At 62.0% G+C, this 26,593-nt stretch carries 27 protein-coding genes (1 of these 27 running past the window's edge); 16 read left to right on the forward strand and 11 right to left on the reverse strand.

The features are described 5' to 3' along the window. The first annotated feature begins 16 nt into the window (after window positions 1–16). From rsxA to KI610_RS16440, 7 genes are read left to right on the forward strand one after another with little or no spacing between them, the layout of a single operon-like run. Window positions 17–601, forward strand: coding sequence for an electron transport complex subunit RsxA (gene rsxA, locus KI610_RS16410; RefSeq protein WP_226496026.1), 585 nt, complete (start codon window positions 17–19; stop codon window positions 599–601). Next, on the forward strand, window positions 601–1,146 hold the full coding sequence (rsxB, locus tag KI610_RS16415) for an electron transport complex subunit RsxB (protein WP_404827418.1): 546 nt from the start codon (window positions 601–603) through the stop codon (window positions 1,144–1,146). The genes rsxA and rsxB overlap by 1 nt, the downstream gene beginning before the upstream one ends. Continuing rightward, the gene (gene rsxC / locus KI610_RS16420; RefSeq protein WP_226496027.1) at window positions 1,146–2,897 is read left to right on the forward strand and encodes an electron transport complex subunit RsxC; all 1,752 of its coding nucleotides are present in this window, start codon (window positions 1,146–1,148) and stop codon (window positions 2,895–2,897) included. Before rsxB ends, rsxC begins: the two co-directional genes overlap by 1 nt. After that, window positions 2,897–3,913: an RnfABCDGE type electron transport complex subunit D gene (locus KI610_RS16425; RefSeq protein ID WP_226496028.1), complete on the forward strand. Its 1,017-nt coding sequence runs from the start codon at window positions 2,897–2,899 to the stop codon at window positions 3,911–3,913. The genes rsxC and KI610_RS16425 overlap by 1 nt, the downstream gene beginning before the upstream one ends. Beyond that, a complete protein-coding gene (rsxG, locus tag KI610_RS16430; RefSeq protein ID WP_226496029.1) occupies window positions 3,910–4,575 on the forward strand; it encodes an electron transport complex subunit RsxG in 666 nt (221 codons plus the stop codon). The genes KI610_RS16425 and rsxG overlap by 4 nt, the downstream gene beginning before the upstream one ends. Then, window positions 4,572–5,261 (forward strand): electron transport complex subunit E, encoded by a 690-nt coding sequence (locus KI610_RS16435; RefSeq protein WP_226496030.1) that lies wholly within the window; start codon window positions 4,572–4,574, stop codon window positions 5,259–5,261. Before rsxG ends, KI610_RS16435 begins: the two co-directional genes overlap by 4 nt. A 42-nt stretch (window positions 5,262–5,303) precedes the next feature. After that, the gene (locus KI610_RS16440) at window positions 5,304–6,347 is read left to right on the forward strand and encodes an RNA methyltransferase (RefSeq protein ID WP_226496031.1); all 1,044 of its coding nucleotides are present in this window, start codon (window positions 5,304–5,306) and stop codon (window positions 6,345–6,347) included. Between the two features lie 27 nt (window positions 6,348–6,374). Here the strand turns inward: KI610_RS16440 and KI610_RS16445 are convergent, their stop codons facing one another. Continuing rightward, entirely contained in the window at window positions 6,375–7,775 is a 1,401-nt protein-coding gene (locus tag KI610_RS16445) for a sensor domain-containing diguanylate cyclase (protein WP_226496032.1), read from the reverse strand. Window positions 7,776–7,863: 88 nt separating this feature from the next. Here KI610_RS16445 and nth point away from each other — a divergent pair, with 88 nt between their 5' ends. The 3 genes from nth to KI610_RS16460 are packed head-to-tail and all read left to right on the forward strand — an operon-like array spanning window position 7,864 to window position 9,933. Next, window positions 7,864–8,496, forward strand: a complete 633-nt coding sequence (nth, locus tag KI610_RS16450) for an endonuclease III (protein ID WP_226496033.1) — start codon at window positions 7,864–7,866, stop codon at window positions 8,494–8,496. After that, entirely contained in the window at window positions 8,493–9,509 is a 1,017-nt protein-coding gene (locus KI610_RS16455; protein WP_226496034.1) for an FIST C-terminal domain-containing protein, read from the forward strand. The genes nth and KI610_RS16455 overlap by 4 nt, the downstream gene beginning before the upstream one ends. Then, window positions 9,502–9,933 (forward strand): DUF1841 family protein, encoded by a 432-nt coding sequence (locus KI610_RS16460; protein WP_226496035.1) that lies wholly within the window; start codon window positions 9,502–9,504, stop codon window positions 9,931–9,933. Before KI610_RS16455 ends, KI610_RS16460 begins: the two co-directional genes overlap by 8 nt. Before the next feature lie 242 nt (window positions 9,934–10,175). Here the strand turns inward: KI610_RS16460 and KI610_RS16465 are convergent, their stop codons facing one another. Beyond that, on the reverse strand, window positions 10,176–11,960 hold the full coding sequence (locus KI610_RS16465; protein WP_226496036.1) for a GspE/PulE family protein: 1,785 nt from the start codon (window positions 11,958–11,960) through the stop codon (window positions 10,176–10,178). Between the two features lie 136 nt (window positions 11,961–12,096). On the opposite strand from KI610_RS16465, the gene KI610_RS16470 reads away from it, so the two are divergent. The 3 genes from KI610_RS16470 to KI610_RS16480 all read left to right on the forward strand — a co-directional run bounded on the left by KI610_RS16470 (window position 12,097) and on the right by KI610_RS16480 (window position 15,177). Continuing rightward, window positions 12,097–12,642, forward strand: coding sequence for a hypothetical protein (locus KI610_RS16470; protein ID WP_226496037.1), 546 nt, complete (start codon window positions 12,097–12,099; stop codon window positions 12,640–12,642). A gap of 403 nt (window positions 12,643–13,045) precedes the next feature. Continuing rightward, on the forward strand, window positions 13,046–14,551 hold the full coding sequence (locus tag KI610_RS16475) for a sensor histidine kinase (protein ID WP_226496038.1): 1,506 nt from the start codon (window positions 13,046–13,048) through the stop codon (window positions 14,549–14,551). Beyond that, entirely contained in the window at window positions 14,548–15,177 is a 630-nt protein-coding gene (locus KI610_RS16480; protein ID WP_226496039.1) for a response regulator, read from the forward strand. Before KI610_RS16475 ends, KI610_RS16480 begins: the two co-directional genes overlap by 4 nt. Before the next feature lie 33 nt (window positions 15,178–15,210). Here KI610_RS16480 and KI610_RS16485 read toward each other — a convergent pair whose 3' ends face one another. From KI610_RS16485 to KI610_RS16505, 5 genes are all read right to left on the reverse strand, one after another. Then, on the reverse strand, window positions 15,211–16,260 hold the full coding sequence (locus KI610_RS16485) for a YVTN family beta-propeller repeat protein (RefSeq protein ID WP_226496040.1): 1,050 nt from the start codon (window positions 16,258–16,260) through the stop codon (window positions 15,211–15,213). 49 nt (window positions 16,261–16,309) lie between these two features. After that, window positions 16,310–18,043: a pyrroloquinoline quinone-dependent dehydrogenase gene (locus tag KI610_RS16490; RefSeq protein ID WP_226496041.1), complete on the reverse strand. Its 1,734-nt coding sequence runs from the start codon at window positions 18,041–18,043 to the stop codon at window positions 16,310–16,312. Window positions 18,044–18,154: 111 nt separating this feature from the next. Next, window positions 18,155–19,003, reverse strand: a complete 849-nt coding sequence (locus KI610_RS16495; protein WP_226496042.1) for a transporter substrate-binding domain-containing protein — start codon at window positions 19,001–19,003, stop codon at window positions 18,155–18,157. Window positions 19,004–19,505: 502 nt separating this feature from the next. Beyond that, window positions 19,506–19,718: a DUF3820 family protein gene (locus tag KI610_RS16500; RefSeq protein ID WP_226496043.1), complete on the reverse strand. Its 213-nt coding sequence runs from the start codon at window positions 19,716–19,718 to the stop codon at window positions 19,506–19,508. Between the two features lie 40 nt (window positions 19,719–19,758). Further along, window positions 19,759–20,511, reverse strand: coding sequence for a sulfite exporter TauE/SafE family protein (locus KI610_RS16505; protein WP_226496044.1), 753 nt, complete (start codon window positions 20,509–20,511; stop codon window positions 19,759–19,761). Window positions 20,512–20,613: 102 nt separating this feature from the next. Between KI610_RS16505 and KI610_RS16510 the strand changes: the two genes are divergently transcribed. Continuing rightward, window positions 20,614–21,534, forward strand: coding sequence for a LysR family transcriptional regulator (locus tag KI610_RS16510; RefSeq protein ID WP_226496045.1), 921 nt, complete (start codon window positions 20,614–20,616; stop codon window positions 21,532–21,534). Between the two features lie 7 nt (window positions 21,535–21,541). Here KI610_RS16510 and KI610_RS16515 read toward each other — a convergent pair whose 3' ends face one another. Then, window positions 21,542–22,708: an MFS transporter gene (locus KI610_RS16515; RefSeq protein ID WP_226496046.1), complete on the reverse strand. Its 1,167-nt coding sequence runs from the start codon at window positions 22,706–22,708 to the stop codon at window positions 21,542–21,544. Between the two features lie 94 nt (window positions 22,709–22,802). Between KI610_RS16515 and KI610_RS16520 the strand changes: the two genes are divergently transcribed. Both KI610_RS16520 and KI610_RS16525 read left to right on the forward strand, forming a co-directional pair. After that, window positions 22,803–23,345 carry a YgjP-like metallopeptidase domain-containing protein gene (locus tag KI610_RS16520; protein WP_226496047.1) on the forward strand — a complete coding sequence of 181 codons (543 nt, stop codon included), beginning with the start codon at window positions 22,803–22,805 and terminating at the stop codon, window positions 23,343–23,345. Between the two features lie 48 nt (window positions 23,346–23,393). Then, entirely contained in the window at window positions 23,394–23,909 is a 516-nt protein-coding gene (locus tag KI610_RS16525) for a YkgJ family cysteine cluster protein (RefSeq protein WP_226496048.1), read from the forward strand. A gap of 76 nt (window positions 23,910–23,985) precedes the next feature. On the opposite strand, the gene dbpA is transcribed toward KI610_RS16525, so the two are convergent. From dbpA to htpG, 3 genes are all read right to left on the reverse strand, one after another. Continuing rightward, window positions 23,986–25,386: an ATP-dependent RNA helicase DbpA gene (dbpA, locus tag KI610_RS16530; protein WP_226496049.1), complete on the reverse strand. Its 1,401-nt coding sequence runs from the start codon at window positions 25,384–25,386 to the stop codon at window positions 23,986–23,988. Window positions 25,387–25,393: 7 nt separating this feature from the next. Continuing rightward, window positions 25,394–25,882 carry a hypothetical protein gene (locus KI610_RS16535; RefSeq protein WP_226496050.1) on the reverse strand — a complete coding sequence of 163 codons (489 nt, stop codon included), beginning with the start codon at window positions 25,880–25,882 and terminating at the stop codon, window positions 25,394–25,396. Between the two features lie 241 nt (window positions 25,883–26,123). Continuing rightward, window positions 26,124–26,593, reverse strand: the 3' portion of a protein-coding gene (htpG, locus tag KI610_RS16540; protein ID WP_226496051.1) for a molecular chaperone HtpG. 1,441 nt of this gene lie beyond the right edge of the window; the window shows 470 of its 1,911 coding nt (coding positions 1,442–1,911); the start codon falls outside the window, past its right edge; the stop codon is at window positions 26,124–26,126.

Below are 26,593 nucleotides of genomic sequence, written 5' to 3' on the forward strand. Positions count from 1 at the left end.
CAAGTTTGCCTAATTTATGAGCCACTACTTATTCATCCTCGTCGGCGCGGTGCTGGTCAACAACGTCGTGCTGGTGAAGATTCTCGGTCTTTGCCCCTTCATGGGCGTTTCCAAAAAACTGGAAACCGCCTACGGCATGGGCGCCGCCACGACTTTCGTGCTGACCATGGCGACCGGCGCCAGCTACATCATCGACCATTACCTGTTGATGCCGTTCGGGCTTGAATACCTGCGCACGCTGTCCTTCATCGTCACCATCGCCGCCATCGTCCAGCTGACCGAAATGGTCATCGCCAAGACTTCGCCGACGCTGCAGCAGACGCTGGGCATCTACCTGCCGCTAATCACGACCAACTGCGCCGTGCTCGGCGTGCCGCTGCTCAACGTTTCGAACGGCTACAACTTCATTGACTCGCTGCTCTTCGGAGCCGGTAGCGCGGTTGGCTTCTCGCTGGTCCTGATCCTCTTCGCCGGTATCCGCGAACGAATCGAAGGCGCCGACGTCCCCACCCACTTTCGCGGCGTCGCCATTGCCATGGTCACCGCCGGCCTGATGGCACTGGCCTTCATGGGCTTTGCCGGCCTGGACAAGTACCAATAATGGACATCCTGCTCGCCATCGCCATCATGGCCCTCGGGGCCATCGTGCTGGGCGCCCTGCTCGGTTTTGCCGCGATCAAGTTCAAGGTCGAAGGCGACCCGCTGGTCGAAAAGATCGAGGCCATCCTGCCGCAGACCCAGTGCGGCCAGTGCGGCTTTCCCGGTTGCAAGCCCTATGCCGAAGCCATCGTCAATGGTGAGGAAATCAACAAGTGCCCGCCGGGCGGTGCCGAAGGCGTGCAGCGTCTGGCCGACCTGCTCGGGCGCGAAGTCAAGCCGCTCGACGCCGAAGAAAAGCCCAAGCAGGTCGCCATCATCGACGAGAACACCTGCATCGGTTGCACGCTGTGCATCCAGTCCTGCCCGGTCGATGCCATCGTCGGCGCCGCCAAGCAGATGCACACCATCATCGCCCAGCAATGTACCGGCTGCGAACTATGCCTGCCGCCCTGCCCGGTCGAGTGCATCCACATGGAAGTCATCCCCGAAACCATCGACAACTGGAAATGGAAATACCCGGTCGTCGAGATCAAGGCAGCAGCCTGATGCTGATGAATCTGTTCAAGTTCAAGGGTGGCGTCAAGCCGCCGAGCAACAAGCTGCAATCGAACCATCTGCCGATTGCCCAGGCACCGATGCCTTCGCGGCTGGTCGTACCGTTGCACCAGAGTATCGGCGGCACGCCGCGGCCGATCGTCGCCGCCGGCGATCATGTCCTCAAGGGCCAGATGATCGGCGAGGCTGACGGCTGGATTTCCGCCGCCGTGCATGCCCCGACATCGGGCACCGTGGTCGAGGTGGCGATGCATGTCCGCCCCCACCCGTCCGGCCTCGACTCGCTGTGCGTCGTCATTGAACCCGATGGCAAGGACGAGTGGATCGCCCGCACGCCGATCGATCACAAGGCGGCAGCGCCGGCCGACGTCTTCCATCACCTGCAGCAATGCGGCATCGTCGGCCTCGGCGGCGCCGGTTTCCCGGCCCACGGCAAGCTGACACCGTCCACGGGCGTGCCGATGGATGAGCTGATCATCAACGGCGCCGAGTGCGAACCCTTCATCACCTGCGACGACCTGCTGATGCGCGAGCGCGCCGATGAAGTCGTGCGCGGCATCGCTGTTTTCCGCGATCTTCTGCAACCGAAAAAGGTGCTGATCGGCATCGAGGACAACAAACCGGAAGCCATCGCCGCCATGCGTGCCGCGGTCGACGCCCAAAAAGAACCATTTTCCGTCGTTGCCGTGCCGACGCTTTACCCGGCCGGTGGTGCCAAGCAGTTGATCCGCGTGCTGACTGGCAAGGAAGTGCCGGGCTCGATGCGGTCGACGGCCGACATGGGTGTCCAGGTCTTCAACGTCGGCACCGCCTACAGCGCCTGGCGCGCCGTCGCCCACGGCGAGCCGCTGATTTCTCGCATCCTGACCATTACCGGCAATGTCCACGCGCCGCGCAATTACGAAGTCCTGATCGGCACGCCGATGGACGAACTGCTCGCCCTCGCCCAGCCGCACCCGGACACCGACGGCATCCTGATGGGCGGCCCGATGATGGGTTTCCTGGTGCCCAACCCGCAGGTGCCGGTGGTCAAGACGACCAATTGCCTGATCGCCCACGACGACCGGCTGTTCCCGCCCAAGGCCCCGGAGATGCCGTGCATCCGTTGCGGCGCCTGCGCCCGGGCCTGCCCGCACGAACTGCAACCGTTCGAGATGTACTGGTTCTCGCGCGCCAAGAATTTCGGCAAGACGCAGGAATACAACATCTTCGACTGCATCGAATGCGGCTGCTGCTCCTACGTCTGCCCGTCGCGCATCCCGCTGGTCCAGTATTTCCGCTTTGCCAAGAGCGAAATCTGGGCACGCGAACGCGAAAAGAATGCCTCCGACCAGGCCAAGACGCGTTTCGAGTTCAAGCAGTATCGCGAAGAGCGCGAAAAGGCCGACAAGGCTGAAAAGCTGGCCAAGGCCGCCGCCGCGCAAGCCGCCAAGAAGGCGGCCGAAGCGGCAGCAGCGGCAGCCGAAAGCGGCGCCGCGCCGGCCGCCGATACGGCCGCTTCGCCGGCAGTCACTGCCGATGCACCCGCTGCCACGGTCAACCCGGAAAAAGAGGCAAAACGCGCAACGATTGAGGCCGCCATGGCGCGAGCCAAGGCACAGCGCGAAGCCGTTCAACCGAAGAACACCGAAAACCTGTCGGCGGACCAGCAGAAGGCTGCCGCCGACATCGAGGCGCGCCGCATCGCCGCCCACCTGATAGAGCCCGAGCCGGCAACCCCGGCCAGCGAGAAACCCGAGTAATGTTCGCCCCCGCCCCCTTCCTTCTCAAAGATGTCAGCGTCAGCCAGGTGATGATCCAGGTCTGCGTCGCGCTGATCCCAGGCATTGCCGCCTACGCCAGCCTGGTCGGCCCGGCCATTCTGGTTCAGCTGGTCATCGCCACGCTCGCCGCGCTGCTCGCCGAAGCGATCATGCTCAAGCTGCGCGGCAAACCGCTGGCCCTCTTCCTGACCGACGGCTCGGCCATCGTCACCGCCTGGTTGATCGCCCTGACCTTTCCGCCACTGGCGCCGTGGTGGCTGGTCGTCACCGGCACCGTCTTTGCCGTCGTCGTCGCCAAGCACCTCTACGGCGGACTCGGCCAGAACCCGTTCAACCCGGCCATGGTCGCCTTCGCCGTGTGCATCGTCGCCTTCCCGGCGCTGATGTCGCAGTGGCCAAGCGTCGGCCTGCAACTGGGCCTGATTGACCAGATGAACATCATTCTGGGCTGGGCACCACGCGTCGATACGCTGACCGGCGCGACGCCGCTCGATGCGATGAAGACCGCCCTCAAGCTCGGCGAAGGCAGTTTCGATGTCAGCACGCTGCTCGCCAACCAGGACATCTACGGCAACTTCGCCGGTCGCGGCTGGGAATGGGTCGCTGCCGGTTACCTGCTCGGCGGCCTGTGGCTCTGGCATCGCAAGCTCATCACCTGGCACGTGCCGCTCGCCTTCGTCGCTTCCCTGAGCCTGATTTCCGGCGCACTCTGGCTCTACAACCCGAGCCAGTTTGCCAGTCCGCTCTTTCACCTGCTCTCCGGCGGCGCCATGCTCGGCGCTTTCTTCATCGCCACCGACCCGGTTTCCGGCTGCACGACGCCGCGCGGCAAGCTGATCTTCGGCGCCGGCTGTGGCCTGCTCGCCTACATCATTCGCGTTTTTGGCGGTTATCCGGACGGCGTCGCCTTCGCCGTGCTGCTCATGAACCTGTCCGCCCCGGTCATCGACCTGCTCACCCAGCCCCCGGTTTTCGGCATGAAGGACAAGGCATGACCAGCGCGCCGAAGGAATACACCGCACCCGTCATGGCTGCCCGCACGGCAGCGACGCTGTTCGTTTTCGTGGCCATTTTTACCGGCCTGCTCTCCGCCGCCTATTTGTGGACCAAGCCGGCCATTGAAGCTTCGGCGACCGAAGAAAAAATGAAACTGGTCGACGAAGTGCTGCCGCGCACCGAGTACGACAACGCATTGCTCGAAGATACGGTCGCCCTGCCGGCAACGCCTGAGCTCGGCCTGAAAGACCCGACTACGCTGTTTCGCGCCCGCCAGGGTGGCCAACCGGTCGCGCTGATTTTCGAAGCCGTCGCCCCCGATGGTTACGCCGGCAAGATCCGCCTGATCATTGCCATGCGCGCCAATGGCGAAGTCGCCGGCGTGCGCGTGACCCAGCACAAGGAAACGCCCGGACTCGGCGATTACGTCGAGATCAAGAAGGACAAGAACAAGGCCCGGCCGTGGATCACGCAATTCAACGGCATGTCGCTGGCCAAGGTCGCCGACAAGGACTGGAAGCTCAAGAAGGATGGCGGCCAGATCGACTATCACGCCGGCGCCACCGTGACACCACGAGCAGTCTCGAAAGCCGTGCTCAAGGCTGTCCAATGGGCCGAAGCCAATCGTGACCGACTGTTCGCTGAAGGAGCCGCCAAATGATCACGCGTGATGAATTGAAGACCATCGCCGGCAACGGCATCTGGAAGCAGAACACCTCCATCGTCCAGATTCTCGGCCTGTGCCCACTGCTCGCCGTCACCACCAATGCCGTCAACGGCATCATGCTGTCGCTGGCCACGATCATCGTCATGGCCATCTCGGGCTTTGCCGTCGCCTCACTGCGCAACCTGATACCGCATGAAATCCGCATCCCGGTCTTCATCCTGATCGTTGCCGCTCTGGTCACCGTCGTCGACCTGCTGTTCAACGCCAACCTGCATGAGCTTTACCTCGTGCTCGGCATCTTCATTCCGCTCATCGTCACCAACTGCATCGTGCTTGCCCGCGTCGAAGCCTTTGCCGCCAAGAACGCGCCGGCACAGGCCAGTTTTGACGGCATTTTCATGGGCATCGGCATGCTGTGGACGCTCGGCCTGTTGGGCGCCATGCGCGAATTTCTCGGTAGCGGCACCATCCTCGGCGGCATCGACATGGTTTTCCCGAGTCTGCAACCGATCCAGGTGCTGCCGGAAAGCTATCCCGGCTTCCTGCTCGCCCTGCTGCCACCCGGCGCCTTTATCCTGCTTGGCTGCATGATTGCCTGGAAAAACTGGATCGAAGCCCGTGCCGCCGCGCGCGCCAAGCTGAAGCCGCCAGCCCCGGTCGCCACGGCCGGTTGCCACTGATCATTCCCGGCGGCCCGTTGCGGGCCTGACGGAAACGCCCGCATGCGCATCGAAACCATCCGCCAAGCCCTGTTTGCAACGGGCGCCAAGGATTGCCACGTCGACCGCGTCATGCGCGCCTGGGCGCAGGGCAAACCGCTCGATGCCGGGCCAAGCCGCCATCCGCCGGAAACCTTTCTGCCGCTTGCCCTGCGCAATGCGCTGCCCGGGTTGCACGATGAACTCTCGGCGCTGGCCCGCGTCCGCTCCGAGCACCCGGGCGAGGATGGTTCGTCGCGCCTGCTCGTCGAACTGGCCGATGGCCAGACCGTCGAAAGCGTGCTGCTGCCGCGCGACGGCCTGTGCATCTCGACGCAGATCGGCTGCGCCGTCGGCTGTACTTTCTGCATGACCGGCCGCGATGGCCTCCTGCGTCAGGTAAGCAGCGGCGAGATGGTCGCCCAGGTCATCCTCGGCCGGGCCCGGCGCAAGGTCACGCGGGTTGTATTCATGGGCATGGGCGAGCCGTCGCACAACATCGACAACGTGCTCGAGGCGATTGATCTGCTCGGTACGGCCGGCGGCATCGGGCACAAGAACCTGGTGTTCTCGACGGTCGGCGATTTGCGCGTTTTCGAGCGGCTGCCGCAGGAAACCGTCAAGCCGGCGCTGGCCATTTCACTGCACTCGACCCGCGCCGAACTGCGCGCCGAGTTGTTGCCCAAGGCTTCCCGCATCGACCCGGCCGAACTGGTCGAACTGGCTGAGCATTACGCGCGGACGACGAGCTATCCGATCCAGTACCAATGGACGCTCATCGACGGCATCAACGACAGCTTTGAGGAAATGGACGGCATCGTTCGCCTGCTCACCGGCAAGTACGCGATCATGAACCTGATCCCGTACAACGCCACGGCGGCGCTGTCCTACCAGCGCCCACCGCTTGAGCGGATTACCGAACTGACGCGCTACCTGCACGCCCAAGGCATCCGGACGACAGTACGCAACTCGGCCGGGCAGGATGTCGATGGTGGCTGCGGCCAGTTGCGGGCGCGCGAAAGCGCTCGCCCATTGCTACGGTCAACCGGAAAAATCGGCCAAAAATGAAATGCGCCGGGCGCGGGTTCCGGCTCTTTAACCTTCGAGCACGACGCAGTTCTTGCCGCGCTCCTTGGCCCGATAGCTCGCTTCGTCAGCCCGCCGGATCAGGCTGATCTCATTGTCGGTTGGCAAGTGCCGGGAAACGCCGATGCTGATGGTGCAGCGGATTATTTCGCCGTTCGTCGCCAGCGTTTCCTGCGCCGCAAACATGCCGCGCAGACGTTCGGCCAGGGTCATGGCCGCCATCGCGTCGGCCTCCGGAAGCAGCACGACAAATTCCTCGCCGCCGTAACGATAAGCACTGTCCGAACGGCGCAGGCAATGTCGGATCACCTCGGCCAGGCTTTGCAATACCTTGTCGCCATCAAGGTGACCATAGCAGTCGTTGATGCTCTTGAAATTGTCGCAGTCGATAACCAGCATCGACAGCGGCCGGCCATAGCGCGTCGCCCGCTCGAGCTCGCCGGGCAGGCGTTCGCGCAGATAGCGGGAGTTGTACAGGCCGGTCAGCGAATCGGTCTGGCTCAGGCTGCGGTAACGCTCCTCGCTTTCGCGCAGCGCCTCCTCGGCACGGCGGCGCTCGCTGACATCCTGCAGCGTTTCAAGCGCGCCGATCACCTCGCCCGCCGCGTTGCGCAACGGTGCAGCCGTAAAAAACAACCAGCGCCCCCGGTCACCGAAATGCGGGAAGAAATCCTCGGCTTCGTAGCCCCCGGGAATCAGCAAGGAGGGCCGGAAACGTCCGTGATAGAGCCGGTCGACGGCAATTTCACTGGCGTCATCGAGGACCATGTCGGCCATGATCGGACGTTTGGACGCATAGAAGGCTTTCCACTGGTCACTGGTGCCGATCACGTCGCGCGCCAGCGTCCCGGTCATCGACTCGCAGGCGCGGTTCCAGTGCGTGACGCGGTGCCCGGCATCGATGACCAGCATGGCCACCGACGAACCATCGACGATCTGCGCCAGATAGGCCTCGCTATCGCGCAAGGCCACCTCGGCCCGGTGCCTTTCCGTGACGTCCTGCAGCGTTTCGATTGCGCCAATAATTTCGCCGGCCGCGTTGCGAATGGCCGCCGCCGTAAAAAACAGCCAGCGGCCACCCTGGCCGAATGACGGAAAGAAGTCCTCCGCCTCGAAGGCATCGTCCATCAGCGCCGAATGTCTGAATTTCCCGTGATAAAACCGGTCGATGGCAGCTTCCTGCGCGCCATCGACGACCAGATCGGCAAGGATCGGCCGCGATGTGTCGTAGAACGCCCGCCATTGATCGGAGCTCCCGATCATGTCCTCGGCCGCGACGCCAGTCAGCACGGCACAGGCACGATTCCAGTGCGCGACCCGGTGCTCGGCATCGATGACGATGGTCGCCACCGGGTTGCCTTCGACCAACTGTTTCAAGGCAATGACGTTGCCATCTGTCGCACGCGGCATGGGAGTCTCCCTTCTCTGTCGGGTAGAATTGTTTGTGACAATATGGCGCATCCCGCTGCGCCTGACAATCCACTCTCGCCCCCCCTCCGTGAAAAAAGCCAATATCGAGCAGTTCTACAGCCGCCTGCGCGACGCCAATCCGGCGCCGACGACCGAGCTGCACTACGCCACGCCCTTCCAGTTGCTGATCGCCGTCATTTTGTCGGCGCAGGCCACCGACGTCGGCGTCAACAAGGCGACGGCGCGGCTCTACCCGGTCGCGCCAACGCCATCCGCCATGCTGGCGCTCGGCGAAGAGGGCCTGACCGAATACATAAAAACCATCGGCCTGTACCGCACCAAGGCCAAAAACGTCATCGCCACCTGCCGCATGCTGCTCGAACTGCACGACGGCGAGGTGCCGGACGACCGCGCGGCCCTCGAAGCCCTGCCCGGCGTCGGCCGCAAGACGGCCAATGTCGTGCTCAACACGGCTTTCGGCCAGCCGACCATCGCCGTCGACACGCACATTTTCCGCCTCGGCAACCGTACCGGGCTGGCCCCCGGCAAGACGGTCGAAGAAGTCGAAAAGAAGCTGCTCAAGGTGACGCCGGAAGAATTCAAGAAGGACGCCCACCACTGGCTGATCCTGCACGGCCGCTACGTCTGCAAGGCGCGCAAGCCGGACTGTGGCCGCTGCGTCGTGCTCGACCTGTGCAGCTACCGGAGCAAGAGCGTATGAAAGCTGGCAGCGCCCTCGTTTCGGGCCAGCGACCGGAAGCGGAACTGGCTCATGAGGCTGTCCAGGCAGCGCTGGCCGCCGCCGGGCTGGAACGCGCCGATAACGTCATCCTGCTTCTGACCCACGATTTCAACCGCAATCCGCAACCTGCCGTACTCGCCGCGGCGCGCGCTGCCGGCTGCCTTGCGGTTAGCGGCGGCACGGCCAGCGGGCTGTTTACCGAGCGCGGCTGGCGCCTCGATCAACCGGCGGCAGCGGCCCTCGTTTATGCAGCGCCGACCAGCGAACTATCGGCAGAATCGCCGCTCCTCTCATTCAGCGGCCACAGCCGCCTGCCTTTCGAATGGCAGGAAGGCGCCGCGCGAGTCGGCCTGCTCGACACCGATGCCGCCGTCTGGTCGCATGGCCGCACGGCAGAAAACGCCTGTGCCGAGTTTCGCTTGCCCGGGGTGAACGCCCGCATCGCCCGCTCATCCGGCCTGCGCCTGCTCAGCGAAGCACAGTCTGTCGAGCAATGCGCCGGTTACGAATTGCGCCGGGTCGGCGGCCACAGCGCCGTCGACAGCCTGCGCCGCGCCCTGCCGGCCGAATTGCGCGAACGCCCGCCGCTGCACCACATCGTCGCGCTGCGCCAGGCCGACGCGCCGGGTATCGCCATCCTCTCGGCCAATGCCGACGGTTCGCTGACCCTGGCCGAAAACCTCAACGAGGGCGAGACGATCACCTGGGCCATCCGCCAGCCGCTCGCCGCCGAGCAGGACATGCGGGAAGTGCTCACTGCCACGGTCAACCCGGGAAAACAGCCAAATTTCGCCTTGATGTTTTCCTGCATCGGCCGCGGTCCCCTGTTCTACGGCAACGACGACCGCGACCTCGTCGCCTTCCGCGACACCTTCCCCGGCACGCCGCTGCTCGGCGCCTACGGCACCGGGCAAATCGCCCCGCTGGCCGGGTCCAACCGCCTGTTCCACAACACTGCACTCACCTTAATGTTCGAAAGCGCTCATGTTTAATCCCTCCCGCGAGCAGGTCCGCCTCTTCTTTTGCGATGCCTGGAAAAAGCACGTCGACCGCCTGCCGCTGGTCGGCGCCGAAGTCACCGCCGCCGACATCGCCGCCCGCCACCCGGAATACCACCCGCTGCTCAACGATCCGAAAGGCGCAGTGGACAAGGAATGGACGCCGGAAGGCGGGGCCATGAACCCCTTCCTCCACCTCTCGCTGCACCTCGCCATCCACGAGCAGGTCAGCATCGACCAGCCGCCGGGCATCCGCATGGCCTTCGAGCAACTGCGCGCCCGCATGGACCCGCATGACGCCGAACACGTGCTGCTCGACTGCCTGGGCGAAACGATCTGGCGCGCCCAAAGCCAGGGCCAGCCGATGGATGCGATGGCCTATGTCGACGCGGTAAAGCGCAAATCGAGCCTGATTTAGGGAAAAATCTGGCCCCCAAACAATTCTTCCCCGCGCAATCGCGCGACTAGTCCCCCTCCCCTTCAAGGGGAGGGCCGGGGTGGGGATGGGTTATTCGGCGGCAGTCACGATCGGCTTCCTTCAGACCCATCCCCCACCCGACCTCCCCCTTGAAGGGGGAGGAGAAAAACCATCCGTAGTTATGCGATTGCCCGCCAGTCCCACGGTCAACCGGAAAAAACGGCCAAAATTGAAATGCCGGCCTAGCTGTCATCCGACGGCGGAGCGACCTTGATAACCTCTTCCAGCGAAGTGATCCCCTGCGCCACCTTGAGCGCGCCGGAAATGCGCAGCGGGCGCATGCCTTCGCGGAAGGCCTGTTCGCGCAGCTTGGGAATCTCGGTGAGCGGTTTGATCATGCGGCGAATTTCCGGCGAATTGACCAGGATTTCATAGACACCGACCCGGCCGGAATAACCGGTCATCCGGCATTCCAGGCAACCGACCGGCTGCCAGATCTGGGTTGGTTCGGCCGATTTCCACGGGGCGACCAGCGCCCGCCAGGCGGCGCGCTGCTCTTCGCGCGGCGTCACGGCCTTCTTGCAGTGCGGGCACAGGGTACGGACGAGGCGCTGGGCCATAACGCCGAGCAGCGTCGAGTTGATCAGGTAGGCCGGCACGCCGAGGTCGAGCAGGCGGGTGATGGCCGACGGTGCGTCGTTGGTGTGCAGCGTCGACAACACGAGGTGACCGGTCAGCGCCGCCTGGATGGCCATCTCGGCCGTTTCCAGATCGCGGATTTCGCCGATCATGACGATGTCCGGATCCTGCCGCATAAGCGCGCGCACGCCGTCGGAAAAGCCGAGGTCGATGGCCGGGCTGACCTGCATCTGGTTGAACGAAGCCTCGACCATTTCGATCGGGTCTTCGATGGTGCACACGTTCACTTCCGGCGTCGCCAGTTGTTTCAGCGTGGTGTACAGCGTCGTCGTCTTGCCCGAACCGGTCGGTCCGGTCACCAGGATGATGCCGTTCGGCGACGAGGTCATCTGCTTCCAGCGCGCCTGGTCTTCATCCGAAAAGCCCAGCGAGCGGAAGTCACGAACGAGCACTTCCGGGTCGAAAATCCGCATCACGAGCTTTTCGCCGAAGGCCGTCGGCAGCGTCGACAAACGTAGCTCGACCTCCTGCCCGGCCGGCGTCCGCGTCTTGATCCGGCCGTCCTGCGGCCGGCGTTTTTCGATGACGTCCATGCGGCCGAGCAGCTTGATACGGCTCGTCATCGCGTTCATCACCGCCATCGGAATCTGGTAAACCTGATGCAGCACACCGTCGATGCGGAAGCGGACGATGCCGAGATTGCGCCGTGGCTCGATGTGGATGTCGGAAGCGCGCTGGTCAAAGGCGTACTGCCACAGCCAATCGACGATGTGCACGATGTGCTGGTCGTTGGCGTCGAACTGCTTGTTGGCCTTGCCCAGCTCGACCAGTTGCTCGAAGCTCGACAGGCCGGAAGTCACATCGCCCCGGGCGTTGGCCTTCTTGACCGATTTGGCGAGATTGAAGAACTCGACGAGGTAACGGCTGATGTCCTCGGGATTGGCCATCACCCGGCGAATCTGCTTGCGCAGGATCTGCTGCAACTCCTCGACCCATTCGCGAACGAAGGGCTCGGCCGTCGCGATGACAATCTCGCGCGTCGTCACCTGCACGGGCAGGATGCCGAAACGGGCGGCATAGGCGCTGGACATGACTTCGGCAACGCCGGTGAAATCGATCTTGAGCGGGTCGATATGCTGGTAGTCGAGGCCGACCCGGCCAGCCAGCCATTCGGTCAGCACTTCCAGCGTAAGCAGGCGGGTGGGCGGACCAGCCTGTCGCCACTTTTGATCGGCGATGACGATCAGCGGATGCGTCTTGCCGCCATGCAGGCGACGCTCGCTCTTGAGCGCATCAGCCGCCTCCCGGCTGACCAGCCCATCCTCCACCATCCAGTCGAGCACTTCGGTCAGTGCCAGGCGGTGTTCGCCGATATTCTTGTCACTCATGCGCGGCAATATAGCACGCAGCAGGTAACGATTTGTAAGCAGACAGCACTCTGTTTGCAGACCTTTACAACTTGCCGGGAACATTCCATTTCATGCACCTAGAATGAAGCTGTACCCCACTCGCAAGGAGCGAAAAATGAAAACCCGCCTGATGATGATCGCCAGCGCCCTGCTGGCTTCCCTGATCTGCCTGCCGGCCAGCGCCCAGCCCGCTCAAGGCCCGGGAGGAATGGGCGGCGGCATGAACGGCATGGGCCCCGGCGGCGGGATGATGCAAGGCGCCGGCCCGCGCGCCCGTGCCCCGCGCGACTGCAGCCAGGCCCAGAACCCGGCCGCCTGCACCGCCCAGCGCGAAGCCCGCACCCAGGCCCGGGAAGCCTGCAAGAACACCACCGGCCCGCAACGCCGGCAATGCATGCAGGAACAGCGGCAGAACTTCGACTGCACCAAAGCCGGCAACCCGCAGCAATGCGAAGCCCGCAAGATGGCCTACAAGGAATGCCAAGGCCAGACCGGCCCCGCCTTCCGCCAATGCATGCAACAGAAAATGCCGCCGGTCGACTGCAGCAAAGCCCCGAACCAGGCCCGCTGCGAGCAACACCAAAAAGCCCGCGCCGCCTGTCAGGACAAAATCGGCCCGGAACACAAAGCCTGCCTGCGTGAGCAGTTCGGTGCGAAATAAACCAGAAAATCAGCCGCGAAATGCCGGGCAACCGGCATTTCAATTTTGGGCAAATATTCCGGTTGACCGTGGTGATTGGGACAATCAGCGGGATAGCTGCCCAACAAAAAGGAACCTCTCGGGTTCCTTTTTGTTGAGGGGATTTAGAAGCGATGGTTGGTCTGGTGTGTGCCTTGAAGAGACATTCGGCTTGCTGGTGGAATCTATCCTGTGCTGAAGGCGAATCCGACATCCAAGCTGTAGCCTCACATCGGTCTATTTTGATTAAAACTGCAAGCACCCGATGCCGCTGCTGCGGGAAGCTCATCACACATCATCCCGGTCGCTCCTTTGCTCAGGGTGTGCTGTTTCTCCGGGTTGCCGATCCGAATGTAAGAAAGAACCCTCTGGCGCGCTCCACAAAGTGGAAAATTACGCGCCCCTGTCCGGGTTAACGTCGGGCAATTTACCCGACAGTTTTGAGGCATCCTATGTCCACATCGACGATTACCGCCTGACCATGTTCGCCTCTCCCCCATTGCGCCCGCTTGACCTCAAGCGCCATCTCCTTGTTCGCGTCAGCCTGTTTGCCCTGATCGTGCTTTTCGTCGGGGCCGCAGTGACGCTGCTCGAGGCCCGCTATCGCATCCGCAGCGACATTCAGCGCACTGGCATTGCCATCCGCCTGCTTATCGCCGACGAGATCAATCGCAATTACTCGGTCTACAACGCGCCCCTGGCCGAGCTTAACCTCGACTTGGCCGCCTTAAAGGCGATCGGCCAAGTACTCAATTTCTGCATTGAGATGACCGATTTCCATAGCCATACCATGTACCGGCAATGTTTTGCCGAAGCAACCAAGCTGCCCGGCCCCGTGGACGACTTCATGCGCTGGGTAATCGGCAGCGATATGGCATATCTGGACAGCATTGGCCATTATCCAGGCGTCACCGCCGGGCAACTGGTGGTCACACCCAATTACTGCAGCGAAGTGCAGGAATTGGCTAGGAAGCTTGGCAATCTCCTGGCAGTCAGCGTGATGATTTTGCTCCTCAGCTTTTTCGTCTATCGCCCGGTACGCAATGCCCTGGCACCTTCGGAGGCCATTCTTGGCACCCTCAGACGAATGGAGCAAGGTGATCTCAGCGCCCGCATGCCGAACTCCGCTCTGATTGAACTGAACAGTATCGGCGAGGGCTTCAACCATTTGGCCAACCGTCTGGAAAATACTATCCACAGCCAGCAACGCCTGGCGCACCGATTGCTGTCGGTCCGTGAGGAGGAACGCCGGCACCTGGCCCGGGAGCTCCACGATGAATTTGGTCAGTATCTGGCTTCCCTCAATGCCGAAGCAGCCTTTGCCCGGGAGCTGGCCGACGAAGCCGTACCTGCCCTACGTCCCTGCGCAGATTCCATCGTTAAGACCGTCGAGCACATGATGGAAGCCCTGCAACAGATTCTCCATCGCTTGCGGCCCATCGGCCTCGAAGAATTCGGGCTGCTGCCCAGCCTGGAACAGTTGATCACGGGCTGGAATCAGCGCTGCCGGGATACCCGTTTCACGCTCGCCGCTGACCCAGCGCTTGGCGACTTGCCGAACAACATCAACGTCAGCCTCTACCGAATTATTCAGGAGAGCATTACCAATGCCGTGCGCCATGGCCAGCCTGATCGGGTCGAGGTAATACTGCAGCGCCGGCCAGCAGGCCTGGTGCTGGAGATTCGCGACGACGGCCAGGGCAGTGCTTCCCGTGAAAGCTCAGGCAAGTCCGGAAAGCCGGGCGGCTTCGGGCGGCTGGGCATGGAAGAACGGGTCCTGGCCTTGGGCGGCACTCTGAGCATCCTGCCGGCACCGCCGCGAGGAACCCTCGTCAGCGTCTCCCTGCCCTTGGCGGGCGCCGATGAAACCGCAGGGAAGGAAGCGTCATGATCCGCATTCTCCTGGTCGACGACCATGCCGTCGTCCGCGAAGGCTATCGCCGGCTCCTCGAACGCCGCGCCGACCTGCGCGTCGAGGCTGAGGCCGATTCCGCCGAAGAGGCTCTGCAACGACTGCGGGAATTCGAGCCCGACCTGATCATTCTCGACTTGTCACTACCGAACATGGGCGGCATCGAACTCACCCGCCGTATACTTCAGCGCCAGCCGGATGCCCGTATCCTGGCCTTCAGCATGCATCGCGACCCACTTTTCGCGGCACAGGCCATCCGTGCCGGCGCCCTCGGCTACGTGACCAAGAGCAGCAGTCCGGATGTGCTCATCCAGGCCGTGTACAAGGTCGCCCGCAAGGAAAAAGTACTGAGCCCGGACATCGCGCCGGAGATGGCCTTGATTCTGCTGCAGGGTGAGAGCAATCCGGCGGAAGAGCTGAATCCACGGGAATTCGAAATCCTCCGCCTGCTTCTTGGCGGCCATGGCGTCGAGGAAATCGGCAACATCCTCAGTATCAGTCCCAAAACCGTGCAGAACGTTCACTACCAGATCAAGGCCAAGCTGGGCGTCAGGACGGATATCGAACTCGCCCGCTTGGCCATGAAGCTCAAACTGATCGATTAGCCTGACTAGCGGGATTCCGGTGAGCCTGTGGCCTCAAGGCTGATCGAGGCTGCCAAACGCCTTCGGATAAGTGACGATGCCCCAGGGCATGCCCTTGTTGGCAATCCTCTTGGTCACTTCCAGCGTCTTGGTATCGATCACGATCACCTCGTCGGAGCGACCGCAAGTCAGCAGAACCTGCTTGTCATCCGGGGTAAAGGTGAAGTGCCAGCAACGCTCGCCACTCGGAATCTCCTTGATTTTCTCAAGTGACGCTGCATCGAAAACCTGCAGCGTATTTGCCCGCGACGCGGCGACGAAAATGCGCTGGCCGGTACGATCAAAGGCAATACCGTAGGGCGTCTTGCCGGTTTCCACCGTCTTGATCGGGTCAAGTTTGTCGTCGAGGATGAGGAACTTGTTGCCAAACTCCAGCGTCGCGACATAGCGCTTGCCGTCCGGCGATACCTTGATGCCGCGCGGCCGGTCGCCGTACTTGCTGGTCGGGACGGTCTTGAGCAGTTTGCCGCTGCGGATGTCATGCAAGGTAATGGTGTTGTCGGCCTCGTTGGTGACGATCATCCGCTTGCCGTCGGGTGTGAACTCGATACCTTCAGTTTCCGGGCCGCTGGTAATTTCCTTGAGCAGCTTGCCTTTCCTGATATCGACAATGGCGATGCGGGCCGGCACCTTGTCATCGTCGTCGTCTTCCTCGACCACGACGGCACCGGGCTTGGGTGGCGGACCGCCCTTGGAACTGGGTTCGTAAGTGACAAAGGCCTTGTCGCCGAGAACGCGGACGAACTCCGGATTCTTGCCGATCTTGACCTGCTTGACGACCTTGCGGGTGGCCAGGTCGATGATTGAAACGTTGGCATCATCCTTGTTGGCCGTAACCAGATACTTGCCGTCGGCCGTGACGCCGATGCCGCGCGGCCCCTTGGCTCCGACCTCGAATGAACCGGTCAGTTCGAGTGTCGCCAGATCAAGGACACCGATGCCGCCATTCTGGTTCGAGATATAAGCCACGCCGGCCGTCTGGGCCTGGGCGGCGGCGGCGAGGCCCAGGGCAAACAGGGTGGCGCAAATGAGTTTGTTGGGCATTCTGATCGACTTCATTTTCATCGCAATCACTCCGATTTATCCAAGCACTCTAATGATTCAGCTTATAGACCTGGAACATATCTCCAGCCTTGTATCCAAAAATCTGATTGCCGCCGGCAGCGACCGCCACATACTGAACACCATCGATCTGATAAGTAATCGGAGGAGCATTTACCCCAGCGTCCAATTGATCGCTCCACAACACTTGGCCAGTCGTGGCGTCATAAGCATTGAATCTCCCCCCGCCCTCGCCCATGAAGACAAGATTGCCCTCGGTCGCCAACAAGCCGCCCACCAATGGCTGCGCCGTCTTGCGTTGCCACTTGACCTTCCCCGATGCCAGATCAATCGCCGACAACACGCCCCAACGCGGGACATCCATCAGTGGTTCAAGTGTCGTGTATTCCACTGCTGGCTTGCTTGGCGAGGCGGGAAGAACCCTCTTGGTGTATTTGACCGGCCAGTGGATCGCCGGCACATACGCAACCAGTTTCTTCGCGTCCACAGAGGTCGGCGACCAACTAACCCCACCAAGCACGCCTGGCAAGATCACCTGGCCTTCCGGAGTTGGGTTGGTAAAGGTATTTTGGTGAGCCACGAACTCTTCCGATTTGAGCAGCAACTCGCCGGTCAGGCGGTTATGAATATAGTACCAGCCGATCTTGGCGGCCTGGCCTACAGCCGGTACCAGTTTTCCTCTATGAGGGTAATCGAACAGGACTGCCGGGCTGGCCACGTCATAGCCCCACTGGTCGTGCGGCACCTGCTGGTAATGCCAGCGAATTTTTCCGGTGTTGACGTCCAAGCAGACTAAGGAGACCGTATATAGGTTATCTCCAGGTCTTGAAGTGCCATCCATCTGGGGGGATGGGTTGCCAGTACCGAAGTACAACAAACCATTCTTGGCATCTATCGCCGGAGTAGACCACGCCGAGCCTCCACCATACTTAGCTGCCTCAGGATACTTCGACAAATCTGCCCGTTCCTTCTCGATATCCCGATGAAGAGTTATGCCATCGGGCGTCGTTTGACTGAATTCACCTTCCCAATTGACCGGGGCGATCGTGTCGAACTGCCAGATGCGCTTCCCTGTATTCACATCAAACGCCGCCAGGAATCCAGACCGTCCATAGCTGCCTGCGAAGCCGACAACGGTACCAAGTGGCGCGCCATCCCGGTCGGAATCCAAATGCAGGCCGAAGCCAACGCCGGTCACCCCGATGAGCACCTTGCCTTGGTAAACCACGGGCGCCATGGCGATACCGACGCCGGATTGCCCGGCAATGCCGGCCTTTCTGAGTGGATCAGAATCCTTCAGGGAAGCAATGGACTCGCTTTTGACGCTACCAGCGTCCGCTACTTCAATATCCCATAGAACTTTCCCGGATTGCACATCCAGCGCAATCAAACGGGCATCCACGGTGCCAATGAAGACCTTGCCATCAGCGACCGCTACACCACGATTCGCCGGACCGCAGCACATTGGATAATCCTTTTTGCGCTGATGGTCATAGCGCCACAACTGTCTTCCTGTAACGGCATCTAGCGCGACGACATGATTGAATGGCAGAGACAGGAATATGGTGCGATCAACCATGATGGGCGTCGCCTGAAACGTCGCCTTGATTCCACTCTGGTAAGTCCACGCCCTGCTCAGCTTATTCACGTTCCCGGTGTTGATCTGGTCAATCCCGGAATACCTCCGGTTGCTGTGATCCAGACCATAAGTTGGCCAGTCGATATCGCCGGCAAAGACTGGCGTGAGAACGATGGTGGCAACCATCAATAGCAGATGTTTATATAAGCGCATTTTTTCAGCCCAGGTATTGATAATCTGAACGGCTAGAACAGGAGTCTTGCAGCCATTCGTCGCGTGTCCGCCGAGCGGACGGTGTCAGCGTGTGTGCAAGGTCACCCCGTGACGCTCGAAAATCGCGGCCACCGTGCCATCCTTCTGCAATTCCGAAAGAGCGCCGGACAATGCGGCTGCGAGTTCATCCGCCTCGGCCTTGACGGCCATGCCGACAAGCCAGCTCTTCGGCCTCAGTTCGCCGAGCTTCGCTTCACCGATGGCAAAGCGGGTGTCGCCGGCGAGGTTGCCCTCAAGTTCGCCGAGCGGCGCCATGATGGCCGAAATGCTGTCTTCGCCGAGTGCCTTGGCGGCCTCTCTGATTGAAAGGAAATGCACGACATTCGAGCGTAGCCTGCCATGTAGCACGCTTCCGAGAAAGGAGGCGGCCAGCGAGTCGACTTCGACGCCAATTTTCTCGCGGGTGAACACTTCGAGCGCGACCGCAGCCGAACCGCTGGGGGCCGGAATGCGCTTGGCGACCCGTGCCATCCCCATCACTTCATGATGATAGGGGGCAAAAATACGCACCTTGTCGTTGGCCTTGGCGAATTCCGCATCGACCGGCACGCGCATCATCACGTCAGCCGGATTGCCGCGCAGATAGTGGCCTTTCCAGACCATGTTGCGCAGGTCGTCGTTCATGTCCTCGCCAACCATGAAACCGATGATCTCGGCCTGGAGCCCGAGTTTAGCGGCCAGGGCCTGACCGAGTTCGACGTCAATGCCTTTTCCCGCATCGGAATAAGGGGGGAAATTATTGTAGACGGCGACTTGCAGCCGGCCACGCTTGCGAATGGTGTCCATCTGCTCGTCGGCCTGCACCGGGGAAAGGCAGATGAGCAGAAAAATGGCAAACGCCAGGAAGAAAGGGCGGCGGTTGGAACATGTCATACGTTTTCTCCGGGATGTTGAATGGGGTTGCGTGCTGTCAGTCCGGATTCTAGGGATATGAACGCGGGACGGAAGCGCCTGGCAAGGGGGCGGGCAATATCGGCGCTCACGTCGGGCAAATTGCCTGCCAGCGGACCCCTTGTCACTTACGGGCCGGGGTCAGTCACGACCTTGCCGATATGGGTGCCGCTATAGTGATGCGGGTTAACCAGACACAGCTTTGCGCTCGATGACATCGGTATTGGTTTTTCGTCGCTCTCGTACCTTACGCGCATGCTACTGGGTCAATTAAAGATCTATCGCGCTTTCGTTCTAGACGTGCCGGGCAACCACATCGACCGATCTGCTCGCAGAGACCGCCTGGCCGCTTTCAGATGTAACACTGTCGTTGGGCTAACCGCTTTCTGGAAACATTGAACGGCGACAGCTGGCCGAACTCCGCCTGATGACGCTTGCAAATTGAGCTCAAAACGTCATTCGCAAATAGACAAACAAGTACCTGCTACTTCCGCCGCAACGGTCTCAGCAAATCCGACAACCCGTTGTGATCAATCTCCTGCATCAGCGCCAGCAGGCGGCCGATTTCGCCGGGCGGGAAGCCTTCGCGGGCGAACCAATTGAGGTAGTTGCCGGGGAGGTCGGCGATCAGCGTGCCTTTGTGCTTGCCGAAGGGCATGGCGCGGGTGACGAGGAGGAGCAGGTCTTCGGGGTTCATTGACGGCGGTGTTCAGGCAGAGCCGCCATTGTGCCAAAACTCAGCCGAGGCAGATCATCCACAGCGCGGTGGCGACCAGCATCAGCGCGAAAGCGACACGCAGACGACGCTCGGGCAGGCGATGGGCGATGCGGACGCCGTAGGAAACGGTCAGCGCACCACCCAAGGCGAACAGCACCCCGGTTTTCCAGTCGACCAGCCCGGCGTTCGTGAAGGTCAGCAGGGCGACGATGGAACTGGGGGTGACCAGCGCAATGGCAAAGCCCTGTGCCATGGCCTGCGTTTGCCGGAAAAAGGTGACGAGAATGGGCGGCGTGATCATGCCGCCGCCGATGCTGATCAGTCCCTGACAGGTGCCGCCGATCAAACCGACCAGCGGAATCAGCCGCTCCGGTAACGCGAACGACCAGCGTGAGCGGCCAGCGCGCAGGGACCACAGGCTGTGGACGGCCAGCCAGAGCAGGAAGGCGCCGAAATAGCGACGCAGTTCGCTGGAGGCCAGATTGCTCGCGTAGTGGGCGGTCAAGGCCGTGGCCGTCACCGAGCAGAGCATGAGCAAGGCGGTGCGCAGCTTTGGCAGCGGCTGGCGCTGGCAGTAACGCCACAGGGCAATGCTCAGGTTGGGCACCATCATGACCAGCGCCGTGCCCTGCGCGAGTTTCTGGTCCATGCCGAACAGCCCGGTCATCACCGGGATGGCGATGATGCCGCCGCCGATGCCGAAGATGCCACCGGCCAGGCCGAGGGCGGCACCGATCAGGAGGGGCAAGACAAGGCTAAGGGCGAGGATCATGGCTGGACTCGGAAATAATGTCGGGCCATGTTACTGCTTTGCACAAAAGCTAAAATATCGCTAAATTTACTTGATTCGTTAATTTTATTTATCAATAAACCGATGTCATCCGAACTTGCTTTCTTCAGCCTGCTTGCCCAGCAGGGCAGCCTGGCCCGGGCGGCCCGCGAGCTTGGGCTGACCGGCCCTGCCGTCAGCCGTCGCCTGGCACAGCTTGAACAGCGCCTTGGTGTCCGCCTGTTGACGCGGACGACGCGCCGGATGAGCCTGACACCGGAGGGCGAGCTTTACCTGGCCGAAAGCCGGCGCATCCTCGGTGAAATCGAGGCGCTGGAACAGACGCTGACGCGCACCCGGGCCGAACCGCGCGGCCTGCTGCGCATCCACGCCACCTACGGTTTCGGCCGCCGTCAGCTGGCCCCGGCCGTTTCCGAGTTCGTCCGCCAGTACCCGGCCGTCGACATCCAGCTCACGCTGGGCGATCAGGCCGTCATGCCGGGCGACCAGAGTTTCGATATCGCCATCCGTTTTGGCGAACCGCCGGAGGCGCGCGTCGTGGCCCGCAAGATCGCCTCCAACCAGCGCTACCTGTTTGCGTCGCCCGCTTACCTGGCCCGCCGCGGTGAACCGCTGGACCCGGACGATCTGGGCAGCCATGACTGCATCGTCATCCGCGAAGGCAGTGGCGCCTTCGGCACGTGGACGCTGTGCGCCGGCAAGCAGTGCCGCAACGTCAAGGTGAGCAGCAAGCTGAGTACCAATCACGGCGAGGTGGCGGTCGATTGGGGGCTCGACGGCCATGGCATCCTGCTGCGCTCCTTGTGGGATACGGCAGCCGAGCTGCGGGCCGGCCGGCTGGTCCGCATTCTGCCCGAATGGTCGGGCAGCCCGGCCGACATCTACGCGCTGTACCCGCAACGCCTGAACCTGTCGGCCAAGGTGCGGGTGTTTCTCGATTTCCTGACCGAACGCTTCGCCGCCTACCGTAGCGCCACCGACGGCAACGCCGAATTGCCCTGGTAGGCCCGGCTCAGCGCGCTGAACGCCAGAGCGGGTAAAGGCCGAGCAAGCCGAGCAGCGGCCCGGGCAGGAGGAGCCAGGCGATGCTCATGCCCCAGTCGGCGATCCACGCGGTGCCGAGCTGGATGGAAAACATGGTGATGGCAAAACCGATGGAGTTCTGAAAAGCCAACGCGCTGCCGACGATTTCCGGCGGGCAGGCGCGGGCCGAGAGGGCCGAAAAATGTGGCGAATCGGCGACAACCGTGGCGCCCCAAAGGAGCAGCAAGGCAATCCTGGCGGCGGCCGGCCAGTCGCCGGTCAGCGGAAACAGGGCGCAGCAGATCGCCGAGCCGGCCAAAGCCGTGGCCGCCACACGCGCGCTACCGATGCGCTGGCTCCACCAGCCGCCGAACAGGCAACCCAGCGCGCCGATGCCGATGATGGCGAAGGCCTGCCCGGAGAGTTGGCGGCTCCCCGCCTCGGCCAGGCCGCTCAGGATGATGAGAGCCGGGGTCAGCGTCCAGAAAGCGTAAAGCTCCCACTGATGACCGAAATAACCGAAGGCGGAGGCGCGGAATTCGCGCACCGAGAAGGCGTAGAAGACGCGGCCCAGACGCAAAGGCGGCGCACCGTGCCGGCGCTTGAGGTGCGGCCCGTCACCGAGGTGGAAGATCATGACTGCGGCCAGCAATGCCAGTCCGGATGAAACAAGAATGGTCGCCTGCCACGACCACCCTGCCCCGGCCAGGCGGATGCCGTGCGGCAAGGCGGTGCCCAGCGTCAGCATGCCGACCAGCTGGGCCAGCGCGGCACCGGCCCGCTCGGGCACCCAACTGACAACCAGTTTCATGCCCAGCGGGTAGACGCCGGCCAGACAGAAGCCGACGGCGAAACGCAGGGGGACAGCTGACGCCATGCCATCGGCGAGCAGGGCGAAGGCACCGTTGCAGATGGCGCCAAGCACGGCACAGACGGCGAAGATGCGGCTCGCGGCGAAGCGGTCGGCCAGACCGGAAATGGCGAAGGTCAGCGTGCCGAGGATGAAGCCGAGTTGCACGGCATTGGTCAGCGTCCCGATGTCGGCCGGCGCGATGCCCCAGGCGCGGATCAGGTCGTCGGCCGCGCTGTTGGCGGAAAACCACAGCGAGGTGCCGAAGAGTTGGGCAATGACGATGATGAGGACGGGGTTTTGCATGGGTGAATCGATTTTGAAATTTCGCGCTAGCTTATCGTTGATTGCCGCGTGCCCGCCAGAAAAGCGCCGAGGCTTCCAGTAAAATCGGCGCGCCATGACCAAACTCGCCACGCCCAACTACCTCGCCGGCTACCCCGCGCATCTGACGGATTCGGTGCACCGGCTGATCGAACAGGATCAGCTCGGCCAGGTACTGCGCCAGAAGTATCCCGAGGTGCACCAAATACGCACCGACAGGGCGCTCTACGACTACGTTCAGGAGATCAAGGCGACGTATTTGCGCAACGCGCCGCAGCCGAGCAAGGTGGCTTTTGATGGCAAGTTGCAGACGCTGCAAAAAGCGCTCGGCATCCACAGCCGGATCGCCCGCATCCAGGGCGGCAAGCTCAAGAGCAAGCGCGAAATCCACGTCGCCAGCATCTTCCGCGAGATGCCGCCGGAGTTCCTGCAAATGATCGTCGTCCATGAAATCGCCCACCTCAAGGAACCAGAGCACGACAAGGCGTTCTATCAACTTTGCCAGCACATGGAGGCGAATTACTTCCAGCTGGAATTCGACCTGCGCGCCTATTTGTGCCACCTGGCCGCCGGCGGCCCGCCGTTGTGGGCGGCCGAAGTTTCGGCCGGGAATTCGTGAATGCTACGGTCGACTGGAAAAAATGGCCAAAATTGAAATACCTTGCCAATGAGCCAACTGACCGAACTCCACGCCGACATCGATTCCCGCGTTCTCAGCATCCGCGAAAACCACGCCGACTGGCTGTGCGGCAAGGGCTGCGACAGTTGTTGCAAACGCCTGGCCGAAGTGCCGCAATTGACCGCCGCCGAGTGGAATTTGCTGCGCGAGGGGCTGGCCGAACTGGCAGCTGATCATCTGCAGGCCATCAGCCGGGAGATCGCTGCTTTGGCTGGATCGGCTGAGCGCCCGGTCATCTGCCCGCTGCTCGACCACGCCACCGGCGCCTGCCCGGTCTATGTGCATCGCCCGGTGGCCTGCCGCAGCTACGGTTTCTACATGCAGCAAGGCCTCGGGCTGTATTGCCACGACATCGAACAGCAGGTTGCCAATGGCGAGTTGTCGAACGTGGTCTGGGGCAACCACGACGCCATCGATCACCGGCTGGCCGGACTCGGCGAAAGTCGGCCGCTGACCGACTGGTTTGCCGATTGGGAACGCGAAAAGCACGCCATCGACCGGTGAAAACGTTTCCACGGTCAACCGGAAAAAACAGCCAAAATTGAAATCACGCCAATGGCTGGCGTGATTTCAAAACCGCTTAATTGGTCAGAATCCGCACCTTGACGGTCTTGCCTTTGACCTTGCCTGCCGACAGCTTGCGCACCGTTTCCTTGGCAACACCACGCGCCACGGCGACGTAGGTGCTCTGATCAGTCACCGTGATCTTGCCGACCTGCTCGCGGGTCAGGCCGGCCTCACCGGCCAGCGCGCCCATGACGTCACCGGGGCGAATTTTGTCCTTGCGCCCGCCGAGCATGAGCAGCGTGGACATCGGCGGCACGAGCGGTGAGTCGTCAGTGACTTCGACAGTTTTCAAGTCGAGCACGTCGAGCTTGCACTTCATCATCTCGGCGATAGTCGCCACACGGCGGCGGTCGCCGGAACTGCACAAGCTCAGCGCCCAGCCCTCCTCATCGCCCCGGCCGGTGCGGCCGATGCGGTGAATGTGGATTTCCGGGTCGGGCGTCACATCGACGTTGATGACCGCTTCCAGCTGATCGATATCGAGGCCACGGGCTGCGACATCGGTCGCCACGAGCACCGAGCAACTGCGATTGGCGAACTGGATCAACACCTGATCGCGCTCGCGCTGTTCCAGATCACCATTCAGCGTGAGCGCGTGAATACCGGCGTGGCGCAGGACATTGACCAGATCGCGGCACTGCTGCTTGGTGTTGCAGAAGGCCAGCGTGCTGACCGGGCGGTAATGTTTGAGCAGGCGCACGACGGCGTCGAGACGCTCTTCGTGTTTCACCTCGTAAAAACGCTGGCGAATTTTCGTTTCTTCGTGCTGCTCAAGGAGTTTGACCTCCTTCGGCTGACGCAAGAACTGCTTGGCCAGCTGGGCGATGCCTTCCGGATAAGTCGCCGAAAACAGCAGTGTCTGGCGCTGCGCGGGGCAACGCTTGGCGACGTAGGCAATGTCGTCATGGAAGCCCATGTCGAGCATGCGGTCGGCTTCGTCGAAGACCAGCGTGTTCAGCTCGTCGAGCTTGAGATAACCGCGCTCCATGTGATCCATGATGCGACCGGGCGTGCCGACGACGATATGCACGCCGTTTTCCAGACTGTTCGCCTGATTGCGCAGCGTCGAGCCACCGACCAGCGAGAGCACCTTGATGTTCTCTTCAAAGCGGGCCAGACGACGGATTTCCTGCGTCACCTGATCGGCCAGCTCGCGCGTCGGGCAAAGGACCATGGCCTGCACGGCAAAACGGCTGGTATTCAGGCGATTGAGCAAGGCAAGGCCGAAGGCGGCGGTCTTGCCGCTGCCGGTCTTGGCCTGGGCGATCAGATCTTGGCCAGCCAGGGCCAGCGGCAGGCTGGCGGCCTGGATCGGCGTCATGCTCAGATATTCAAGCTGCACCAGATTGGCCAGCATGGCCGGCGACAAGGGCAGCGTGTCAAAAGCGTTGCTGGCGGTGGAATTCTCGCTCATGCGCCGCTCAAACCTTGCGCTTGCGCGCCGGCATCGGCTTGCGCTGGCGCTGGCCCGGCTTATGAACTTCGGCCTCCGGCTTTGGCTTGGGGACCAGCAGATTCTTGGCAGTCGTCTTCTCCGAAGCGCGATGGGCCAGAATGGCCGCGGTCACGTCAGCGGGATCAACGGTTACGCCGGCATGCTCGCCCTTGACGTTGTAAGCCGAGAGCCTGTCCTTGATGGCGAACAGGCGTTCCGGATTTTCCGCCTTGCGGGGAAGGCCGGTCACGATTTCCTGCGCGGCAGCAGTCAGCACGAACCCACCGCCCTCCGCCTTGATCAGGCCATGCTTGGCCAAGCGATCAAACGCCTCGACCAGCTTCGCCTCGTTGGGAATGTTGTTCTGCAGCAGATCAGCCGCCGCAACGATCTCGACCAGTTCGCCCGGCCGCCGCTTGGAAGAAAGCGCCGTGGCGAGAATGAGAAGGGAGTCAACGTCGTGGACTGGATGCATCGGAGTACCTATGAATAGCGGAGGAATGAGAAACGGCGGGGAATCAGCGGGTCAAAGGCCTGTGAAAATGCGGCCTGAAATCAGTTTCTCGAAAGGACGACAGTGTACCCGGTTTGCCGGTCAAGGCGGCGCGAAACCTGACATCCAATGCTACGGTCAACCGGAAATTCATGCCAATTTCCACTCGTGAAAAAGGGCCACCCTTGGGTGACCCTCTTGTCGTTACCGAAATTCCGGCAGCTTACTTGGCGGATAGCGCCATCATCAGATCGTTGATGCGTTTGACGAAACCGGCCGGATCATCCAACTGGCCGCCTTCGGCCAGCGTCGCCTGTTCGAACAACAGCGCTGCCCAGTCATCGAAACGGCTTTCCTCGTACTTCAAGCGCATCACCGCCGGGTGCTGCGGATTGATTTCGAGGATAGGCTTCGAGTTCGGCATCGGCTGACCAGCCGCCTTCATCAGGCGGGCCAGGTTGCCCGACGGGTCATGCTCGTCAGATACCAGGCAGGACGGCGAATCGGTCAGGCGATAGGTAACGCGAACATCCTTCACCTTGTCACCAAGCGACGCTTTCACCTTCTCGAGCAGTTCCTTGTACTCGTCAGCGGCCTTTTCGGCTTCCTGCTTCTCGGTTTCATCTTCCAGCTTGCCAAGATCAAGACCACCCTTGGCGACGGATTGCAGATGCTTGCCGTCAAACTCGGTCA

Source organism: Ferribacterium limneticum (genome assembly GCF_020510565.1).
Classification (GTDB): domain Bacteria; phylum Pseudomonadota; class Gammaproteobacteria; order Burkholderiales; family Rhodocyclaceae; genus Azonexus; species Azonexus limneticus_B.

Bases quoted from the DNA above. Each gene is read 5' to 3' on its own strand.
- rsxA (WP_226496026.1), top strand. From the start codon at position 17: ATGAGCCACTACTTATTCATCCTCGTCGGCGCGGTGCTGGTCAACAAC.
- rsxB (WP_404827418.1), top strand. From the start codon at position 601: ATGGACATCCTGCTCGCCATCGCCATCATGGCCCTCGGGGCCATCGTG.
- rsxC (WP_226496027.1), top strand. From the start codon at position 1,146: ATGCTGATGAATCTGTTCAAGTTCAAGGGTGGCGTCAAGCCGCCGAGC.
- KI610_RS16425 (WP_226496028.1), top strand. From the start codon at position 2,897: ATGTTCGCCCCCGCCCCCTTCCTTCTCAAAGATGTCAGCGTCAGCCAG.
- rsxG (WP_226496029.1), top strand. From the start codon at position 3,910: ATGACCAGCGCGCCGAAGGAATACACCGCACCCGTCATGGCTGCCCGC.
- KI610_RS16435 (WP_226496030.1), top strand. From the start codon at position 4,572: ATGATCACGCGTGATGAATTGAAGACCATCGCCGGCAACGGCATCTGG.
- KI610_RS16440 (WP_226496031.1), top strand. From the start codon at position 5,304: ATGCGCATCGAAACCATCCGCCAAGCCCTGTTTGCAACGGGCGCCAAG.
- KI610_RS16445 (WP_226496032.1), bottom strand. From the start codon at position 7,775: ATGCCGCGTGCGACAGATGGCAACGTCATTGCCTTGAAACAGTTGGTC.
- KI610_RS16455 (WP_226496034.1), top strand. From the start codon at position 8,493: ATGAAAGCTGGCAGCGCCCTCGTTTCGGGCCAGCGACCGGAAGCGGAA.
- KI610_RS16460 (WP_226496035.1), top strand. From the start codon at position 9,502: ATGTTTAATCCCTCCCGCGAGCAGGTCCGCCTCTTCTTTTGCGATGCC.
- KI610_RS16465 (WP_226496036.1), bottom strand. From the start codon at position 11,960: ATGAGTGACAAGAATATCGGCGAACACCGCCTGGCACTGACCGAAGTG.
- KI610_RS16470 (WP_226496037.1), top strand. From the start codon at position 12,097: ATGAAAACCCGCCTGATGATGATCGCCAGCGCCCTGCTGGCTTCCCTG.
- KI610_RS16480 (WP_226496039.1), top strand. From the start codon at position 14,548: ATGATCCGCATTCTCCTGGTCGACGACCATGCCGTCGTCCGCGAAGGC.
- KI610_RS16485 (WP_226496040.1), bottom strand. From the start codon at position 16,260: ATGCCCAACAAACTCATTTGCGCCACCCTGTTTGCCCTGGGCCTCGCC.
- KI610_RS16490 (WP_226496041.1), bottom strand. From the start codon at position 18,043: ATGGTTGCCACCATCGTTCTCACGCCAGTCTTTGCCGGCGATATCGAC.
- KI610_RS16495 (WP_226496042.1), bottom strand. From the start codon at position 19,003: ATGACATGTTCCAACCGCCGCCCTTTCTTCCTGGCGTTTGCCATTTTT.
- KI610_RS16500 (WP_226496043.1), bottom strand. From the start codon at position 19,718: ATGAACCCCGAAGACCTGCTCCTCCTCGTCACCCGCGCCATGCCCTTC.
- KI610_RS16505 (WP_226496044.1), bottom strand. From the start codon at position 20,511: ATGATCCTCGCCCTTAGCCTTGTCTTGCCCCTCCTGATCGGTGCCGCC.
- KI610_RS16510 (WP_226496045.1), top strand. From the start codon at position 20,614: ATGTCATCCGAACTTGCTTTCTTCAGCCTGCTTGCCCAGCAGGGCAGC.
- KI610_RS16515 (WP_226496046.1), bottom strand. From the start codon at position 22,708: ATGCAAAACCCCGTCCTCATCATCGTCATTGCCCAACTCTTCGGCACC.
- KI610_RS16520 (WP_226496047.1), top strand. From the start codon at position 22,803: ATGACCAAACTCGCCACGCCCAACTACCTCGCCGGCTACCCCGCGCAT.
- KI610_RS16525 (WP_226496048.1), top strand. From the start codon at position 23,394: ATGAGCCAACTGACCGAACTCCACGCCGACATCGATTCCCGCGTTCTC.
- dbpA (WP_226496049.1), bottom strand. From the start codon at position 25,386: ATGAGCGAGAATTCCACCGCCAGCAACGCTTTTGACACGCTGCCCTTG.
- KI610_RS16535 (WP_226496050.1), bottom strand. From the start codon at position 25,882: ATGCATCCAGTCCACGACGTTGACTCCCTTCTCATTCTCGCCACGGCG.